The organism is Leptolyngbya sp. 7M (assembly GCF_018128485.1).
Map to the genome: position 1 here is coordinate 2,736,467 of NZ_CP070897.1, position 17,284 is coordinate 2,753,750.

At 49.0% G+C, this 17,284-nt stretch carries 17 protein-coding genes and 1 pseudogene; 5 read left to right on the forward strand and 13 right to left on the reverse strand.

Annotation, left to right across the window (positions count from 1 at the left end):
• Positions 1-23: 23 nt before the first annotated feature.
• Both JVX88_RS13295 and JVX88_RS13300 read right to left on the reverse strand, forming a co-directional pair.
• The gene (locus tag JVX88_RS13295) at positions 24-1,616 is read right to left on the reverse strand and encodes a peptidase domain-containing ABC transporter (RefSeq protein WP_263975521.1); all 1,593 of its coding nucleotides are present in this window, start codon (positions 1,614-1,616) and stop codon (positions 24-26) included.
• Entirely contained in the window at positions 1,540-5,157 is a 3,618-nt protein-coding gene (locus JVX88_RS13300) for an ATP-binding protein (protein WP_211627737.1), read from the reverse strand. The genes JVX88_RS13295 and JVX88_RS13300 overlap by 77 nt, the downstream gene beginning before the upstream one ends.
• 202 nt (positions 5,158-5,359) lie before the next feature.
• Here JVX88_RS13300 and cas6 point away from each other — a divergent pair, with 202 nt between their 5' ends.
• A complete protein-coding gene (gene cas6 / locus JVX88_RS13305) occupies positions 5,360-6,403 on the forward strand; it encodes a CRISPR-associated endoribonuclease Cas6 (RefSeq protein WP_211627738.1) in 1,044 nt (347 codons plus the stop codon).
• A 110-nt stretch (positions 6,404-6,513) separates the two neighbouring features.
• Here the strand turns inward: cas6 and JVX88_RS13310 are convergent, their stop codons facing one another.
• From JVX88_RS13310 to JVX88_RS13335, 6 genes are read right to left on the reverse strand one after another with little or no spacing between them, the layout of a single operon-like run.
• The gene (locus tag JVX88_RS13310; RefSeq protein ID WP_211627739.1) at positions 6,514-7,476 is read right to left on the reverse strand and encodes an MFS transporter; all 963 of its coding nucleotides are present in this window, start codon (positions 7,474-7,476) and stop codon (positions 6,514-6,516) included.
• A 10-nt stretch (positions 7,477-7,486) separates the two neighbouring features.
• Complete coding sequence (locus tag JVX88_RS13315; protein ID WP_211627740.1) at positions 7,487-7,891, reverse strand: IucA/IucC family C-terminal-domain containing protein; 405 nt, start codon at positions 7,889-7,891, stop codon at positions 7,487-7,489.
• Positions 7,852-8,346, reverse strand: a complete 495-nt coding sequence (locus JVX88_RS13320) for a hypothetical protein (protein WP_211627741.1) — start codon at positions 8,344-8,346, stop codon at positions 7,852-7,854. Before JVX88_RS13320 ends, JVX88_RS13315 begins: the two co-directional genes overlap by 40 nt.
• A 21-nt stretch (positions 8,347-8,367) precedes the next feature.
• On the reverse strand, positions 8,368-8,526 hold the full coding sequence (locus JVX88_RS13325; RefSeq protein ID WP_211627742.1) for a hypothetical protein: 159 nt from the start codon (positions 8,524-8,526) through the stop codon (positions 8,368-8,370).
• The gene (locus JVX88_RS44080; RefSeq protein WP_211628695.1) at positions 8,471-8,692 is read right to left on the reverse strand and encodes a TonB-dependent receptor domain-containing protein; all 222 of its coding nucleotides are present in this window, start codon (positions 8,690-8,692) and stop codon (positions 8,471-8,473) included. Before JVX88_RS44080 ends, JVX88_RS13325 begins: the two co-directional genes overlap by 56 nt.
• The gene (locus JVX88_RS13335) at positions 8,679-9,155 is read right to left on the reverse strand and encodes a TonB-dependent siderophore receptor (protein ID WP_225931403.1); all 477 of its coding nucleotides are present in this window, start codon (positions 9,153-9,155) and stop codon (positions 8,679-8,681) included. The genes JVX88_RS44080 and JVX88_RS13335 overlap by 14 nt, the downstream gene beginning before the upstream one ends.
• 5 nt (positions 9,156-9,160) lie before the next feature.
• Here JVX88_RS13335 and JVX88_RS13340 point away from each other — a divergent pair, with 5 nt between their 5' ends.
• The 3 genes from JVX88_RS13340 to hemW are packed head-to-tail and all read left to right on the forward strand — an operon-like array spanning position 9,161 to position 12,758.
• Positions 9,161-9,958 (forward strand): AIR synthase related protein, encoded by a 798-nt coding sequence (locus JVX88_RS13340; protein ID WP_211627744.1) that lies wholly within the window; start codon positions 9,161-9,163, stop codon positions 9,956-9,958.
• A 34-nt stretch (positions 9,959-9,992) separates the two neighbouring features.
• Positions 9,993-11,558, forward strand: a complete 1,566-nt coding sequence (locus JVX88_RS13345; RefSeq protein ID WP_211627745.1) for an AbgT family transporter — start codon at positions 9,993-9,995, stop codon at positions 11,556-11,558.
• Between the two features lie 27 nt (positions 11,559-11,585).
• The gene (hemW, locus tag JVX88_RS13350; RefSeq protein ID WP_211627746.1) at positions 11,586-12,758 is read left to right on the forward strand and encodes a radical SAM family heme chaperone HemW; all 1,173 of its coding nucleotides are present in this window, start codon (positions 11,586-11,588) and stop codon (positions 12,756-12,758) included.
• Here the strand turns inward: hemW and JVX88_RS13355 are convergent.
• The 3 genes from JVX88_RS13355 to hetZ are packed head-to-tail and all read right to left on the reverse strand — an operon-like array spanning position 12,755 to position 14,572.
• The gene (locus tag JVX88_RS13355; RefSeq protein WP_211627747.1) at positions 12,755-12,892 is read right to left on the reverse strand and encodes a hypothetical protein; all 138 of its coding nucleotides are present in this window, start codon (positions 12,890-12,892) and stop codon (positions 12,755-12,757) included. The genes hemW and JVX88_RS13355 overlap by 4 nt on opposite strands.
• Positions 12,868-13,443 (reverse strand): hypothetical protein, encoded by a 576-nt coding sequence (locus JVX88_RS13360; RefSeq protein WP_211627748.1) that lies wholly within the window; start codon positions 13,441-13,443, stop codon positions 12,868-12,870. Before JVX88_RS13360 ends, JVX88_RS13355 begins: the two co-directional genes overlap by 25 nt.
• Positions 13,436-14,572: a heterocyst differentiation protein HetZ gene (gene hetZ, locus JVX88_RS13365; protein WP_211627749.1), complete on the reverse strand. Its 1,137-nt coding sequence runs from the start codon at positions 14,570-14,572 to the stop codon at positions 13,436-13,438. Before hetZ ends, JVX88_RS13360 begins: the two co-directional genes overlap by 8 nt.
• Positions 14,573-15,357: 785 nt before the next feature.
• Between hetZ and JVX88_RS13370 the strand changes: the two genes are divergently transcribed.
• Positions 15,358-15,825 carry a hypothetical protein gene (locus tag JVX88_RS13370; protein WP_211627750.1) on the forward strand — a complete coding sequence of 156 codons (468 nt, stop codon included), beginning with the start codon at positions 15,358-15,360 and terminating at the stop codon, positions 15,823-15,825.
• A 28-nt stretch (positions 15,826-15,853) separates the two neighbouring features.
• Here the strand turns inward: JVX88_RS13370 and sds are convergent, their stop codons facing one another.
• Positions 15,854-16,984 (reverse strand): solanesyl diphosphate synthase, encoded by a 1,131-nt coding sequence (gene sds / locus JVX88_RS43040; protein WP_225931563.1) that lies wholly within the window; start codon positions 16,982-16,984, stop codon positions 15,854-15,856.
• A gap of 54 nt (positions 16,985-17,038) precedes the next feature.
• Positions 17,039-17,257 (reverse strand): annotated as a pseudogene (locus JVX88_RS44085) (ACT domain-containing protein); the annotation flags it as partial.
• Between the last annotated feature and the right edge of the window lie 27 nt (positions 17,258-17,284).

Consider the following 17,284-nt stretch of genomic DNA (forward strand, 5'->3'; position numbering starts at 1 on the left):
GCTGATATTCGATCTACAATTCACTACACCGAAGCCTGCTGCTTTTGATACAGCGCCCAATAGACACCCTTGCGTTCTAACAACTCGTCATGGCGTCCCTGTTCCACAATCACACCCTTCTCCAACACCAGAATCAAATCCGCCTGTCGCAATGGAGCAAAGCGATGCGCAATCATTAGCACCGTACGGTTACGGGTGACTTGGCGCAAATGGTGCAGCACTTTCTGTTCGGTTTCGGCATCGAGGGCAGAAGTTGCTTCGTCGAGAATCAAAATCGGCGCATCGGAGAGAAACAAGCGTGAAAGCGCCAACCGCTGTCGTTGTCCGCCGGATAAGCCCGTACCGCGTTCGCCAATGTGGGTTTGATAGCCTTTGGGCAGTTCGCTAATGAAGTCGTGGGCTGCCGCTAGACGAGCCGCTTGCATCACTTGCTCTAGCGTAATTTCGGAATTGCTGAAGATGATGTTGTCGAATACAGTCCCGTCAAACAGAAAGTCATCTTGCAGCACAATGCCCATTTGCTGACGTAGGGAAGTCAGATTCGCGCCTTTGATATCGAAACCATCGAGCAGAATCCGCCCTTTTTCCGGTTGGTAGAGCCGTTGCAGCAGCTTCGACAGCGTACTTTTGCCAGAACCACTGCGGCCAACAATGCCGACAAACATACCGGGTTGAATCGTGAAAGACACGCCTTTGAGAGCGGGTTCAGGATTGGTGGGATAGCTGAATACGACCTGATCGAATGTGATTTGCCCTTTAGAGGGTTGAAGTACGAGTCCGGTTTCCGGTTCGGCTTCGGGATCGGTGTTGAGAATATCGCCAATCCGATCCACCGACAGCAACACCTGCTGGAAGTTTTGCCAGAGTTGCGCCAACCGCAGCAGCGGCCCAATCGCTCGTCCCGACAGCATCTGAAAGGCGACGAGTTGCCCAACTGTGAGATGTTGTTGGATTACTAGCGTGGCACCGAACCAGAGGACCAGCAGTTCGGAAAGATTGGTGAGCAGATCGCTTAAATGACTGTTGATGTTAGAGAGGGTAGAAGTGCGAAAGCTTTTGTTGACATAGCGGGCAAATAACCCTTCCCAACGTTCGCGGGCAGGCAGTTCAGCCGTGTGGGCTTTTAACGCATGGATGCCGCTGATTGCCTCCACCAGAAACGCCTGCGAATCGGCTCGACGATTAAACGATTCGTTTAACCATTCGCGTAATATAGGTGTACCAAACCAAATTAAGGCAACAAAGAACGGTAAAATGATTAGACTTACGCCGGTTAGCTTAATGCTATAGAACGCCATTAGCGCGATATAGACAACGACGAAGATACCATCTAAGACAACCGTTAAAGCTGTGCCGGTGAGAAACTGACGAATATTCTCTAATTCTTGCACACGGGCAATCGTGTCTCCCACACGACGGGATTCAAAGTAAGCCAGCGGCAGTTGCAGCAAATGGCGAAACATCTGGGCCGTCAGACTTAAGTCTAGTCTGCGAGCCGTATGGGTGAAGGTGAACAACCGCAACATGCCCAGACCGGCCTCAAAGAACGAGACAAACAGGCGCGTAGTAAAACGAATGCCCAATTGAAGCCACCAATCCTGCTCCACTGCTAGCATAGCGGTCCGCCAAGGCGGCATTTTCAACAGCAACGGCATAGTTGTGAAACAGGTAGTTGAGAATTGCGCGGGCTGTGTACACTCCAAACAGGGACTGATGGTTTTGTGCAGCTTGCAGCCTGGGCAGCATCACGGTTTCATCAAAGCTTTCGCCAATTAAACGACAGGGGTTCCTACTCTCGCCTTGAAGGTTTAGCGTCACCTGTCGCCAAAATCGGGCGTAATAAATTTGAAATTCTTGCTTTAGCTTCAGCAGTAAATTGACATATTGCAACTGAATCGAGTTCAACTGGTCCAGCGGCTCACCGCTAAAAAACAGATGGTTGCAGTAATTCATCGCAGCATAGCTGACATATTCAATATCACCTGCTTCCAAGCCAAGGTGAATCGCTTCTACCAGCGGAGCAAACGTTTCACGAATGTGCTCTTTTTGGTGTCGAATAAAGCACTCAAAAATTTGTACAATACTGCATTCTAATTCCTTGGCATCGAACTGCTCTGCGAGTTTTAGCGCAATTTGACCCGCAGCATAGGCTCGCTCTGGTGCATTGATAGTGCTACAAAACCAGCCATAGGCAATATAGGCAAAAGGCGCTAAGGCAGAATGACCATACTCAATGCACATCTGTAGCTGCATTAAAACAATCCAACGAAAGATTTCAGCTTGGGTTTGATAGGCAGTAGTAGTCACCGTATTCAAAACTCGCAGAGCTGCCAGCTTGACTGGATCAGTCATTAGAGGAATTTGGTCTAGTTCAGCTAGCTGCGGCAATCGAATTGAGAAATGATTTTGCTCTAATTGACTAACAATCGGTAGACCCAGCATCGACAGGGCTTCCATACCAGTATCGATTGCTTTCATCATTTCCAACTGAGCCATATAAAGCTGTATTTTTAGCTCATAGGCTTTAACCTTATCTAAGTTAGTAATCGAATATTGCTCAATTCCGTTCACTAGTTGTTCCGAGCGAGCATAATCAGTATTGAGATAGGCCACTTCAGCGGCTTCAGCATACAACGCCAGCGTTAGCTCATAGTCGCTTTGCCAACTATCTTGAGCTAGCAGCATAATACCTTGTTCCAGGTAGCTAAAAGCCGGCTCGTAGGCAGCAGCGGACTTAGCTTTTTGACCCGCGATCAGATTCAGTCGGGCCAGTTTTGTTTTTTCGGTTTGCTCAACCAGCAGCTCAGCTCCCTTGTTCAGAGAATTGACAATCTCGAAAATGGCCGCTTCTAGATCGGTGGGGGCAGTAGTTTGCAACAGCAGTTGCCCCACCCGTAAATGGGTAGCTGACCTGTGCGATTCGGGAATCAGGGAATAGGCCGCCTGCTGCACCCGGTCATGCAAAAACCGATAGGCGACACTGGTATCATCAAATCCAAAAGCGGCCAATTCACTGTCGGCAAACAACAGCGGAATTTTGTAGGTATTGTCGAAGGGTAAAATAAACCCATTCTCTAGAGCTGGCTGTAGCGTTTTTGCTAGCGATAACAGATTCATTTCACTCACTGTCGCTAGCCCCTGAATTGTGAAACGGTCGCCGACACAGGCTGCTAATTTAAGAACTGTCTGGGTCGGGGGCGGCAGTTTCTCGATATTGCTAGCCACCAATTCCACCACACTTTTATCGGCAATGTCGGTAGTTTGAATTGTTTGCAGATCCCACTGCCAGCGACCTTGAGCAAAATCAAACCTGATCAGCTCTTCCTGATAAAGCGTCCTTAAAAGCTGCTTGAGGAAAAAAGGATTACCTTGGGTTTTACTGAACAGTAGTTCCGCGAGTGGTTGATAGGCATTACTTAGAGAACTGCTTTGAAAACCAGCTTGTGAACTATCTTGAGAATCGCCTAAGGTATCTGCTAGTAACTGCTGTACATGGTTGAGGGCTAGGGGACGAATCACAATCTGGTTGACCACAGCTCCCGCCTGCTGAATTTCGGTCACGGTTTTGATCAACGGATGGACTGAATCCACTTCGTTGTCCCGGTAGGCTCCAATCAGCAGCAAATAACAACTATCTGGATGGGTCATCAGCAATTGGATCAACTTGAGCGAAGCTGAATCTGCCCACTGCAAATCATCCAGAAACAGCACCAGCGGGTGATCCGGCTGAGTGAACACCTGAATAAACGACAGAAACACCCGATTCAAGCGGTTCTGAGCTTCGGTCGCGCCTAGTTCAGGGACGGCAGGCTGGGGACCAATAATCAACTCCACTTCGGGAATCATGTCTATAATCACCTGCCCATTCGCTCCCAGAGCGGCTAGCAGCTTTTCTCGCCAACTCTGCAACCGAGCCGTACTCTCAGTCATGAGTTGCTGGATCAAGGATTGGAACGCTTGAATAAGAGAAGCATAGGGAATATTGCGTTTAAACTGATCGAACTTTCCAGAGATAAAATAGCCGCGATTCTGAGTAATCGGTTTATGAATCTCATTGACTAATGAAGATTTACCAATACCAGAATAACCAGTAATCAGCATCAGTTCAGATTGGGGAAAAGAAATAGAACTTGCCACCATCTGATTTCTAGAAGGTTGATTCGCTTTAGCTGCATGTCCCACAACCCGGTCAAACGCAGCCAATAACACGGCCACCTCGGCTTCGCGTCCGTAGAGCTTTTGCGGAATTAGAAATTGCGCCCGGCGGTCACGGGCACCTGGCACAAAGCAGGGAAGAGTATGGCTGGTTTTGAGATGACTAAGGCAACATTCTAGATCGGCTTTAAGTCCGGTAGCACTCTGGTAGCGATCTTCCGCATTTTTCGCCATCAGCTTGCTGATCACTTCTGCAAGCACCGCCGGAATGGCTGGATTCAAAACCTGGATCGAGACAGGCTGTCTGGCAATGTGACAATGCACTAGCTCCAGCGGATCATCCCCACTGAACGGCAGCTGGCCGGTCAGCATTTGATAGAAAGTGATGCCCAAGGAATAGAAATCACTGCGGTGATCCACAGAACGATTCATCCGCCCCGTTTGTTCCGGCGACATGTAGGCCAGGGTGCCTTCTAGTTGATCCGGATGCTTCAACTGAGGCAACTCTTTTCTGAGATGGGAGGCAATACTAAAATCGGTGAGTTTGATTTGTCCAGTGGTTGGATTAAAGATGATATTGGCCGGTTTGATATCCTTGTGGATAATCGCATGCTGATGCAATACCTCTAATGCTTGCGCCAATTGCACCGCCATCTCAAGCCATCGGATCAGAGCTGGTTGATCCACGGGTTGACCCGGTTGCTCTGCCAGCCAATGGTTCAACGAACGCCCACCAAAGTCCTCCAGCACCAAAACCATGCGATGCTGATGGGTTTCCAAACCGTAGGTTTTGACAATTTCTTCTAGGTCAAGGGATGCAGTAATTTGGTACTCATGCCTGAGGCGCGTCAACTGAGACAGGCTGGGATAGTCCGCTTTCAGCGTCTTTAAAATTACAGGCTGATGATGGGATTGAGACCAACCCCGATAGAGAATCGTCTCTGTTCCAACATGAACAACTTCGGTCAGGTGATAGCCTGGCAACAAGCAAGTATCCAGCATGACAACTCTTCCCCAAATTCCCTTCCCTATAGCATGCCCAAGCTAGGGCAGAGCCTCGCAAGTTTAACGCCTTGTCGCCAGGTTAATCAAGTCCAACCAGAGGAATAAGTTTGCTTATCTTGCCAATTCACAAAGAATTATTGGATTAAAGCTGATGTTGTTTAGCCATAATTCAGTCTTCCCAGTATTCGTTGGGGTTGTCTTGGAATTAGAACCCGCGTACACCTGTTCCCTGTATGCCCAATACACGATTGGCCTCCATGCTTGGTTTCTAGAGCAAGTGCGTCAATCCAACCCGGCCCTTTCAGCTATCCTGCATGATGAGCAGACCGAAAAAGCCTTTACCTTGTCCGGCTTAGAAGGGCCTCTTGTAGCCAAAGGTAAAGCGTTTCAAGTGCAGGCAGGAGAGCGCTATCGCTGGACGATCACCGCCCTATCGAAACCTGTGGTGCAATGGATGGCGCAATGGCTGAAAACCTTGCCCTCAACCGTAGAGTTGCGCAACGCTCCCCTGCACATCCGCCAGGTAGCTATCGCTCATCCGGCCACCAGCTATGCCAAACTTTGGGAAGCCGCCCGCTCGCTTTCCTCGACTGTCAGCCTCAGCTTTGTTTCCCCCACTAGCTTTCGCCGTCATGGGCATCACTTTCCCTTGCCTGTGCCCTACAACCTCTACCATAGTTACCTGAGACGCTGGAATCTCTTCTCTAAAATTCAGGTTGGTCCAGATGAATTTCTCGATTGGGTAGACCAATCAGTCTTGGTATTGCGGCATCAACTTGTGTCTACCAAAGTGGTGGCAGGCAAGAAAGGAGCAGTGACTGGATTTACTGGAGCCATCGAACTGGGGCTATCGCCAAAAGCCAGAGCCGACGATCAGCTTGTCCAATTATTTTACGCCCTCTCTTCGCTTGCGCCTTACTGCGGCACGGGTCACAAAACCACCTTTGGCTTAGGCCAAACTCGTTTGGGCTGGCAGTTGACTGAGCTTCCTGCAATTCCCTCGATGCAAACTTTATTAGTTGAACGAATTGCTGAATTAACAGCGCTATTTACTGCTCAGCGCAAACGCACTGGCGGCGATCGGGCTACCAACATCGCTGAAACCTGGGCAACGATTTTGGCACGGCGGGAATTCGGTGAATCATTACAAGTGATTGCCGACGATCTCGAAATTCCTTACGAAACCGTGAAAACCTATGCCAAGCGCGCCCGGCAAGAGCTTCACAATCATTTTCTTGAATAATGTTTGGCTAAAGCACTTCTACTATATAGTCTTTGCTGGTGACGATAGAAATATCTCATATCCTGCCTGATCCTAATCAAAAATAACGGCTCTAATTGAATCACTGCTAATTAAATACGCAGCGAGTGATACAAAGCGCTTCTACTGATCTTCACCGCAGCGTAATTCGGGCGTCGCTTTTGTATAAATGCAGTCAATCCCTCGCGCCCTTCAGCCAAGTTCGCACTCATGGCAATCTGCTGCCGTTCTGCCAACAGTTGTTCGGTCAAAGTGTTATTAAATCCTAGCGCAGAAAGAACGCTTCCTAAAACGACGGTATTGTTATTGGTGCGCGCTAAAACAACAGGCTCTAGTAGCGCTGCGTTGTCAAAGAAAATATAGCTGAGGGCAAAGAGTTGTAGAGCTATGAGACTGGGATACTGTAAAAGATAGCGAAACCCAAACGTCAACTCTTGCCAAGCTTTTTGAACTTCTTTGCCATCTTCCAGTTCCCCCCTCTCCGCTGCTCTGATCTGCGGTTGGGGAATATGGACGATTGCCAGTGTACTGACTGCAATGATGAATGTGATCAAGTCAACAATGAGAATACCGGAGAGGTGAATAACTGGATACAACGCACCCACCAAGGCAGGCGCGAATACACCTGAACCAAAGCCTTGAATGGATCCCATCGCGCCAATTCGGACGTAATGCTGCTTGGGAACAATCAATGCTTGAGACGCAGAAAAGGCAAGCCCTTGAATATAGCTAAAGAGTCCACTAATAGCTCCTACTAAATAGAGATGCCAAATCGCTAGCTCATCGATCAGAAACAGAAACAGAATCGCGATTGTGCAACAGCCAGCGATCGCATCTCCTAACATCATTAATCTTTTGCGGTTAAAGCGATCGACTAGCACTCCTGCAAAGATGGAAGCAACTAAAACCGAAATTTCGCTGAAGAAGGCGAGTAAGGAAATTGGCGTTGCTGTACCTGTCAGTTGCCATACCCACATGAGCAAGGCAAACCGGGTGATTTCAGAGCCAATCAAAGACACTGTTTGACTAATCCAGATCAGAGTATAGGTACGCATACAAGGTGTATCAAGTGACCTCAGCTAGCTCTGCTTTCAGCATGGCAATCCGCTCGTTCGGTTTGAGTAAAGGACAATTACTGCATTTAGTGATGTAGGGAGGAATGAACGCATACAGGCAACAGGTCGATCGCACTTCAATTTCATGGGGCAATCCTGGCTCATTCAAGGTTTCTCGTCTCATCAGGTTGTAGAGTGGATTACGAGCAGGCATTACAGGACTATGCGGCTGTTGTAGCAACGTTTGATAATCCACTTGAACGGCTTCTGAATCACTGCATTCCCTCAGCAGGTCATAGGTGGCTGAGCAGGTGTAAGCCGCATTGCCCCATAGGGTTTTCTCGGAAACGTTCGTGAGCGTATGAACGCGCTCGATTAAGATAGAAACGTTGTGTCGAAATAAACCTGTAAACACCAATGGTGAAGTTCGTCAACACTGTTCAAAATCTTTCCAGCGTAATGATCAGGGATTGAAAAGGGAAATCGGGGCGGATAGATTGCTGTATTTTCCAAATTGTGTAACCACAGCATTTTCAGCTCGCTCTCTTTGATGATAAAACTGGCGTTTTCAGCCGATGCATCTAGTCCGATTCCTGCTGATGTCATCATGATCAAAACACCAGGTAACACAATCCAGTGATACAGCTTGTTCGAGACTGCTGCCGCTACCCGTAAATCCTCAACTTTGTTTTCTTTGGCAGCCGCTTCGATCATGGCTGTGAGGCGGTTGGGTTGAAGATAATCTGTGGCAGAAATGATTTCGATCTCATCACCGGGTGGAGTAAAGCGCAATGATTGTGCCGTGTATTCGTCTAACTGAAAAGATGCAAATAGTTCATCTAAAAATTCTGGTTGTAGCATGTTTTTCATCCGTCTTACTCTGCATTACAATCAATTCTCTTCAATTAGATACTTGAACAAATCATCAAGAATGCGATTAGCTCCACCAATGTTGCGCTGAGCCACCCAAATAGCGTAACTGACGGGATATACTTTACCTTGCCTCACCACATTTAACATCGCTGGGTCGGCTTTGACTTGTAGTTTCAATGAAATCAAACCTACCGCCGATCAGCAGTTTCAAATTGTCCAGCAGCGTGATTTGATCTTGAAGATAAAGTCCCCAAGTTGTATCTTCGCCTTGAAAAAAGCTACCGCCCTCGTTTGCGGCGGCAATAGGGGCTACCGCTCCATAATCTGGCTCAAACAGATCGATTGAGGGAGTAGCGTCTGTCCCAGCAAAGAGGTCTTGGTAAAAGTTGCCGGGTGATGTAGTTCACCACACCACCTGGCTCGATCGCACCGTACAGTATCGAAGCAGGTCCCTTCAAAACTTCGATCCGTTCAATCGTATTAGCAGGTGGCGGAACTGTAAAATTCAAAACGTTGAAACCATTTCTGAGATAGGAATAGTTGGTAAATCCTCGAATGTTGAAGAAGTCTGCATAATCTCCAAATTCTCTCTGCACCGTTACGCCTGACACATTCCGCAAGGCATCAGATGTGCGGGTAATGGCTTGATCCTCAATCACCTGACGCGGCACAACTTGAATCGACTGTGGAATATCGCGTAACGGGGTATCGGTTCGGGTTGCTGTGGTGGCATTGGGTACGGTATATCCTTCTTCCGTTTGTTCACCCGTCACTACTACTTGAACACGCCGTTTCCGAAGCCGCACGAAATGTGGTTTGCGTTGGTGCCCGGCCGATCGCGGTGACAAACTGCCTGAATTTTGCCTCCCCTGAGCGCCCAGAGGTAATGCGTTCATTCTCAGACGTGATAGATGGTATGGCTGAGGCGTGCAACGCATTCGAAACACCTGTAGTGTCAGGTAACGTGTCTTTCTATAACGAGACGGATGGGAAAGGTATCCTGCCCACGCCGACGATAGGGATGGTTGGGCTGATCGAAGATACACGTAAGATGATCACCCAGGGCTTCAAGAATGAAGGAGACATTATTGCCTTGCTGGGCGTTACGGGCAATGATCTCTCAGTAAGCGAGTTTGCATACGCGGTTGCGGGAATATCTATCAACGCAATGATCGAGAGCGGGGCCTTGCCGCCGATCGATCTTGCATTTGAAGACAAGATCCATAAGGTCGTTCTAGCTCTTGCAGAAGCGATGCTCCTTAACTCCGCCCACGATTGCTCAGAGGGTGGTCTGGCAGTTGCGATCGCCGAAAGCTGTTTCTCATCACTCAACCGCGAGGCGATCGGGGCTGATATCAACCTTATATCGAACGGGCTTTCGTACGAAGCGACTTTATTCGCCGAATCCCCTTCTCGCATCGTGATCAGTTTTCCCCCGGATGATCTTGAGCGCGTTCACGAAATAGCCGCAGAAGTTCCCTTGTCTATTATCGGCACTGTGCGCGATGATGTTCTGAACATTTCTATTGATGGAGATGCGGTCGTATCCTCTCCCATTGCCGAACTCGAAATGATCTGGGAATCGGCGTTGGAAAACGAACTGACCTGACACCCGGGCACGTTCCGGTAATCTTCTTTTTAATATGGATAACAATCAGCCGGAACTGCCTCAAAACGAACGACCGGATACATTTTATTTCCGCATTCTTGACCGAATAGAACGGATCGGCAACAAGATCCCTAATCCGGCATTTCTATTCTTTTTGCTCGCAATTCTGGCTCTTGTTCTTTCCGCAATAGTTTCGTGGGCCGATCTTTCGGTTGTGCATCCGGGAACAAAAGAGACCATAAAAGCGGTAAATCTTCTGACCGTGGAAGGTCTGCATAAAATTCTCACAGGACTTATCACGAATTTCACGGGTTTTGCCCCGCTCGGAGTTGTGCTGGTCGGCATACTCGGCATCACCGTCGCCGAGGCAAGCGGCCTGATCTCCGCTGTGCTCCGCATTCTGGTTATGTCATCGCCGAAAAAACTTCTGACGGCGGTGGTTGTTTTTGCCGGAGTAATTTCCAATATGGCCAGTGACATTGGGTATGTGGTTTTGATACCGCTAGCCGCGCTGATGTTCTTGGCAATTGGGCGGCATCCTCTTGCAGGTCTTGCGGCCGCGTTTGCAGGCGTGTCAGGTGGATTTTCGGCCAATCTTATTCTTGCCCCAACCGATGCTTTGCTTGCCGGCTTAACGCAGGAGGCCGCCCGGATACTCGATCCAGGTTACGTTGTAACGCCGGCGGCGAATTATTACTTTCTGGCTGCCTCGGTAGTCCTTGTAACTGTGCTCGGCACATGGATCACTGAGAAGGTGGTAGCTCCCCGGCTCGGTGAATATAGAGGGGATGTATTACCCGAGAAGCTGGATCGGCTTAATGCAGATGAGAAACGCGGATTGCTTTATACGGGGATCGCGGTCGTGATCTTTGTAGGTCTCATTTTATGGGGCACTATTCCTGAAGACGGTTTTCTACGCGACCCTAAAACAGGTAGCCTTATCCGCTCGCCTTTCTTGACCGGCATAATAGCTGTTGTTTTCTTTGGCGGTGTTCTGTTCGGTGTAGTTTACGGTTTTGCATCGAAGAGCTTCCGCAAGATCGATGATGTTATACACGCAATGGAAGGCGGTATGCGGACAATGTCTGTTTACCTTGTGTTGGCATTTTTTGCCTCCCAGTTCGTTGCGTTTTTCAACTGGTCAAATTTGGGGATCATTTTGGCGGTCGAAGGTGCGGAACTTCTCCGTTCGCTCGAACTTAGCGGCATTACTTTGATCATCTCGTTTGTAATTCTTTCTATATTGCTGGACCTGTTCATCGGTTCGGCATCGGCAAAGTGGGCAGTAATGGCACCGGTCTTTGTCCCGATGCTGATGCTGCTCGGCTATTCGCCGGAACTGACGCAAGCCTGCTACCGCGTCGGTGACAGTGTTTGCAATATCATCACACCGTTGATGTCATATTTCCCGCTTATTGTCGCATTTGCACAGAAATACGATCCGAAAGCAGGTATCGGCACCATCATGTCAATGATGATCCCGTATTCGATCGTGTTCTTCATCGGTTGGACGCTATTCCTGGTTATTTGGTTTCTGTTCGAACTGCCGCTCGGCCCGGGCGCCGGGATATACTATCACTTTGAAAGCCCTGCACCGTGACAATGTCAAGAATGATATCCTGTTTTAATGACAGCCGGTGTCTATCTTCACATCCCATTCTGCAAGTCGCGGTGTTCTTACTGCGACTTTGCGACAGATGTGTATCGCGATTCGGGTGCCGTTGAGCGGTATGTGGACGCGCTTTGCCGCGAGATGCGGTCGGAACCGCCCGCGTTAGTGGGCGGCCAGTTCATTGATGCCTCGGCAGGCTCGGCGAACTGCCCCGCCTCTGACACAGTGGGTTCTGAAATAGATACCATCTACTTCGGCGGCGGCACGCCATCGCTGCTCGAACCCGCACAAATCGAAAAGATCATAAACTCCGTGTTCTCCGTGTTCTTTGCGGCAAACGAAGCTGAGATCACGATGGAAATGAATCCGGCGACCGTCACGCCGGAAAAGCTTGCAGCATTTCGCAAACTCGGTATCAACCGTGCAAGCTTTGGTGTTCAAACCTTCAATGACCGAGACCTGAAACTCCTTGCTCGCGGCCACGATGCCAAAGATGTAAAACAAACATATCGAATGCTCCGTGAAGCCTGTTTCGACAACATCAGTTTTGACCTGATCGCCGGATTACCGGGACAGACGATGGAAGATTGGAAACGGAATCTCGACGAAGCCATTTCGATGGAGCCAGAGCATCTATCGCTATACCTTCTTGAGATTCACGAATCCACGCCGCTCGCCGAACAAGTCCGCAGCGGCCGCCGAACACCGATCGATGAGGAACTTGCCGCTGAGATGTACGAAACAATGCTTGACCGTCTCGCGGTCGCAGGTTATGAACAATACGAGATATCGAACTTTGCAAAACCGGGTTTCGAATCGCGCCATAATACGAAATATTGGACAATGCAGCCGGTATATGGTTTTGGAGTTTCGGCCCATTCATTCGACGGCTATGAGCGTTATGCCAATGAACGCGATACAGCAAGATACGTGGAAATGATCGAAACTACTGGATCCGCGGAGACCTATCGTGAGCAAATAGATATCGCATCGGAAACAGCATTCCTTGGCCTTCGAATGAATCGCGGTATTGACATTATCGAATACAAGCGGAAGTTTGGTGTCGATCTAACAGAAAAAACTGCGAGTTTGGCGGAAAAAGGTCTCATCCAGCAGTTTTCAGGTCGATCTAGGCTTACAAGAAAGGGAATTCTTTACTCTAATGAGGTTTTTGCCGAATTCGTTTAGTTGAGCCTGATTATCCTGCCTTCAACCTTCGGAGCGATCGTCGAATTTGGCGACTTCTTAATGGCTTGTTCGAAGATCTCCGAATCTTTCGGTGCGTCCTCGGCTCTTACTAATATCGCAGCTTCCTTGAACATCGTGTAACCGTCGCCGCCGCGAGAGACCGGACGAGCTTCACTCCCTCGCGTAGCGAAGCAGTAGCCAGCTTACGACATTCGGCAAAGATTTGATCGAGGATGGGTTCTGGTAGGGCAATAGGTAGCCTGAGCGCTTGCAATTGCGTAGCCCAGAACGAGGTGGACATGGCTTCAGCACCCATCAGGTCGGGCTGTTCAGACTCGTAGTCCCATAGTCTGGATTCCCAGGGGAATAAGGGTGGGTTGCGCTCAATTTCCGCTCGCAGGCGGCGCTTAATAATGGCATAAAAACGATCTTGCACAGCAGGTATTTCTCCGAGTTCTAACGATGAAATGTCCTCAGTAAAAACGGCACTCGATTCAGGCTGGTCGGCCCCTATAGCCTCCACTTCTGAATCCAGTGGATCAGTGTGAGGCTGCAAATCCACTGTCCCGGACTCTTCCGAACCCGCAGTTGGGCTGGAGTTTTTCCCTGATGGCGCTGTAGCCGGGTCTGGTTCTTGCAATAGCCAAGCCAAAAACTGATTTATGGCTTCTGCGTCTTTATTCATCGGTTAATGCACCTGCTCCGGATATTAAATTGTTGCGAATTTCCCAAGCTTGTTCAAGTAACTTGGTCCATTGTTTTTGCACTTGGGTGGGAGTGCAGCTTAAAATCTGAGCAATCGCCTTGTCATCCATTCCTTTTTGCTTAAGTTGGAGCAGCTCCTGCTGCTGAGGCGTAATGTTGGTTTGGAACATTTGCCATTCTTGCGGTGTTAGGCCCAGATTGCGCTCCAAATCTGCTTCTAACCACTGATGAACCAGCTCCCAGTTATGGGATAGTGCAAATCGAATCAGATGATACTTAAACCGCTGCTGCAAATAGTCGCGCTGGCGGGGCGTTAGGCCCAGAATCGCTTCAATCTCATTCGCGGGTAGATCCTGGAGCCGCAGGGCAAAGTAGTCCGCACAGTCCTGCTGCTGTCGTTCCTCCAGATAGCGCATCAGTTCCTTGATCACCTTCTTGCGCAGGGTGTCTTCGGGTAGCTCTGGCTCTTGGGCCATCATCTGTTCCCGCACTTGCGGCAGTGAAACCGCACTCCGATTCTCCCCTTCTCCACCCCCCTCGGCGGCTTGTTCGATATCCACCATTGTTTCAGGGGGCTGCTGCTGCGAAAACGTCTGTGCTCGTAGAATAATCAACTGCTGGCTGCGGCGACCCGGTAGGGGAATGCGACGTTTGCCATAGCGTTCGGTGAATGCCATATACTCTGCCAGCTCTAGCAGGGTACGGGGCCGATACGTGGGTGGCAACTGATTTTCCCGCCGGAAGGCGTTCAAGGATTCGATATAAAACCCTTGTAAAAAATCTTCAATCAGCGTTAGGCGAGCCTGATAGCTGGACTGCACTTGGGGCGGCGTAATGTAGCGATAAACCACCGCACTGAGACCACTATGCAATTCCACCCGTCCGCGATGGGAGCCGAGCTGATGATACTTCAAGCACTGCTTTAACCGATGACGCGCTAAGCTGATAGACCAAGCTTCAATATCTCCTGAGGCTTGAATACGCTGACTTTCCGAGCAAATGCGGTCCACTTCCTCGGTAATGCGAGTAGCGACTTCCCGACATTTCTGCTCAGAAGAGTGAGTAGACTGCTTAAGCTCGCCCAATATGAGCTGAAAAACCGCCTCCACGCTTCTTTCGCTTGCCTCCCCCTGATGGTCGTGTTGGCTACAAACCTAGCATACCTGACAGTGACCGACGCTTAATGAATACATCATTCATCAAACCCTCGTAAATTCCCGGAGTTTGGCGCAGAAAAATTGACCAAAAATTTGCATTTGATCGGGAACTTCATATCAGATTGAGCAGCAATGGCAGAATTGCCAGAGTGTTGCTTTTGTCAGCGTTGAACGGCTAGAGCCTTCTGATTAGCTGAAGTCAATCGCGCTCAACGATTAAGAGCCTATCCGAAAATCCCGAAAGGATTTTGAAATGCAAAAACTCTGACGGGTTTACTGACTTGCAGCCAGAGAAATTGGGTAGGTAGTAAGCAGACCAACCAGGTTATTTCAGGCTCTACAGTGCTAGTGCCTTGCCGACGATGGGCTAGATGTCCGCACTCGATTTACCTAAAGTATTTACCTAAAGTTTGGTTGACTTACGGATGATCCCTGTTTAAGATGCCCAAAATTGGAGTAAATCTAACAAGAAATCAACCGATTAAGTAGGTGAGCATAATTAAACCTAAAACCCAAAACCCTGCGCCGCCCGCGCAGCGGGCGGCGCAGGGTTTTGGATCTGGTTTTTTAATTATGCCGAGGTACTTAGACTGGTAAGTGAGCTGTTTAAGAAGGCCGCAGGTCAACCATAAATAATTTCCAAAGTGAATTAGCCGGTTTGCCGTTTTACTGAATTTCACTTGAATCATTCAACAATTGTTTATTAACTTGTTTATTAACTGCCTATTGGATGACTGATGACTATCGACGAGCAAATCCAGCAACTGATTGAGCAAGCCCCTCTCTATGGAGCTAAAACGGATGAGATCCAATTGATTGCTCCTGTATTCAAAGCGGTTGCTAGTCAGCTTCAGTATTCGCAGTATTACATTTTGCAGAATCTGGAGCAGAACTGGGTGATGACAACCCTAAAGCACCGGACTCAGCCGAATGTCACTAAAAATGTGGTCTATGCCTACCCATCGCTGAATGCCGTCAAGACCAGTGTTGCCACCGAGGATCCACAAATTATGGCGCTGCCGGTTCCGGTGATTCAGATTTTGTTTCAGCTGCTGGCAATGGAACCTGTTGATAGCGTTATTTTCTTTGGGCCAGTTGTCGATCAAACGGGCACTGAGGTGAGCCGGCAAGGGTTACGCCAGTCCATCGAACAGTATGTCCAATCTCTACGCGGCCGGTCTAGTTTGCCACCAGATATTGCCTGATTGGTATGAGTATGGGCTGGTATGAGAATTAATACAGTCGGCTCAATACGTAGTCAGCTAACTCAATCAAGGCTTGTCGTGATTCCGATGGTGACAGATCAGATAGGTGTTGAACCGCCTGCTGAGCATGATGGGCAGCTAACTCACGGGAACGTTCAATGCCCCGACTGTCTTCAATCAAAGCAAGAGCCTGTTCCAAATCTCCTTCGTGGGCAAATTCACGCTCGATCAGCTTTTCGAGGTAGGGTTTTTCTTCTAGAGCGTATAGGGCCGGAGCCGTTAGATTGCCGCTCTTTAAATCTGAACCGGCAGGTTTGCCGAGTGCCTCACTAGAGCCAGTGAAATCTAAAATGTCATCCACTATCTGAAATGCTAGCCCGATATGGCGACCATAGCTGTAGAGATGCTGGGCCTGCTCTGCCGAGACGCCGCTCAGCAATCCTGCTGCTTTAGAGCTGTTAGCAATTAAAGAAGCGGTTTTGTAATAGCTTTTCTCCAAATACGCCTCGATTGATAAGCTAGCATCAAATCGATTTAGACCCTGCTGAATTTCGCCTTCTGCCAGATCCATGATCACCTCAGACAGCAGCTTGACTACGGCCAAGTTATCAAGGTTAGCCAGATACCAGGACGATTGGGCAAACAGAAAATCACCTGCCAGAACCGCAACCCGATTTCCAAAGCTGCTGTGAACCGTTGGTACTCCCCGCCGTAACTCTGCTTCATCAATCACATCATCATGAACTAAGCTAGCCGTATGGATCATCTCTGTAATTTCGGCTAGGCGACGATGTTTGGCAGTAATTTCCTGATTTGGCATTGTGGCTCGCGAGAGCAAAAACACAATTGCTGGCCTCAGCCGTTTTCCACCTGCCCCAAGAAACGCATCGACGCCGCCAAATTCTTTGAAAAGCTGGGCCTTGCCTTCCATCACGGGCATTGCCGCGGCCGGGCCAATATCGCCAAGCCCCAGAACTGCTGTGCCATCTGTAACGACCGCAACTGTATTCTTTTTTATTGTTAGGTTGAATACTTTTTCCGGGTCTTTATGTATAGCTTCGCAAACACGAGCGACGCCCGGAGTATAGGCCATCGAAAGGTCTGAACGGGTTTTTAGCGGGACCTTTGAGACCATCTCTATCTTCCCGCCCAAATGCATCAGAAAAGTTCGGTCTGAAACATTAACTATCTCAACGCCGTCGATCACTTTGACCGCCTCAACTATTTCTTCGTCCTGAGATTCGCTGGATGCATTTACTGTAATGTCGCGGACAAGAAAATCCCTTCCTGCACTTACGATATCGATACCTTCAATATCGCCGCCGGCTCGGCCGATCGCGGTTGTGATCTCGCCGAGTTTTCCGGGTTTGTTGTGGATGCGAACTCTAAGGGTCAGGCTGTAACTTGCGTTGGGTGTTGCGGTATTATTCATTGTAAATACTGCTCTAGATCAGATCAC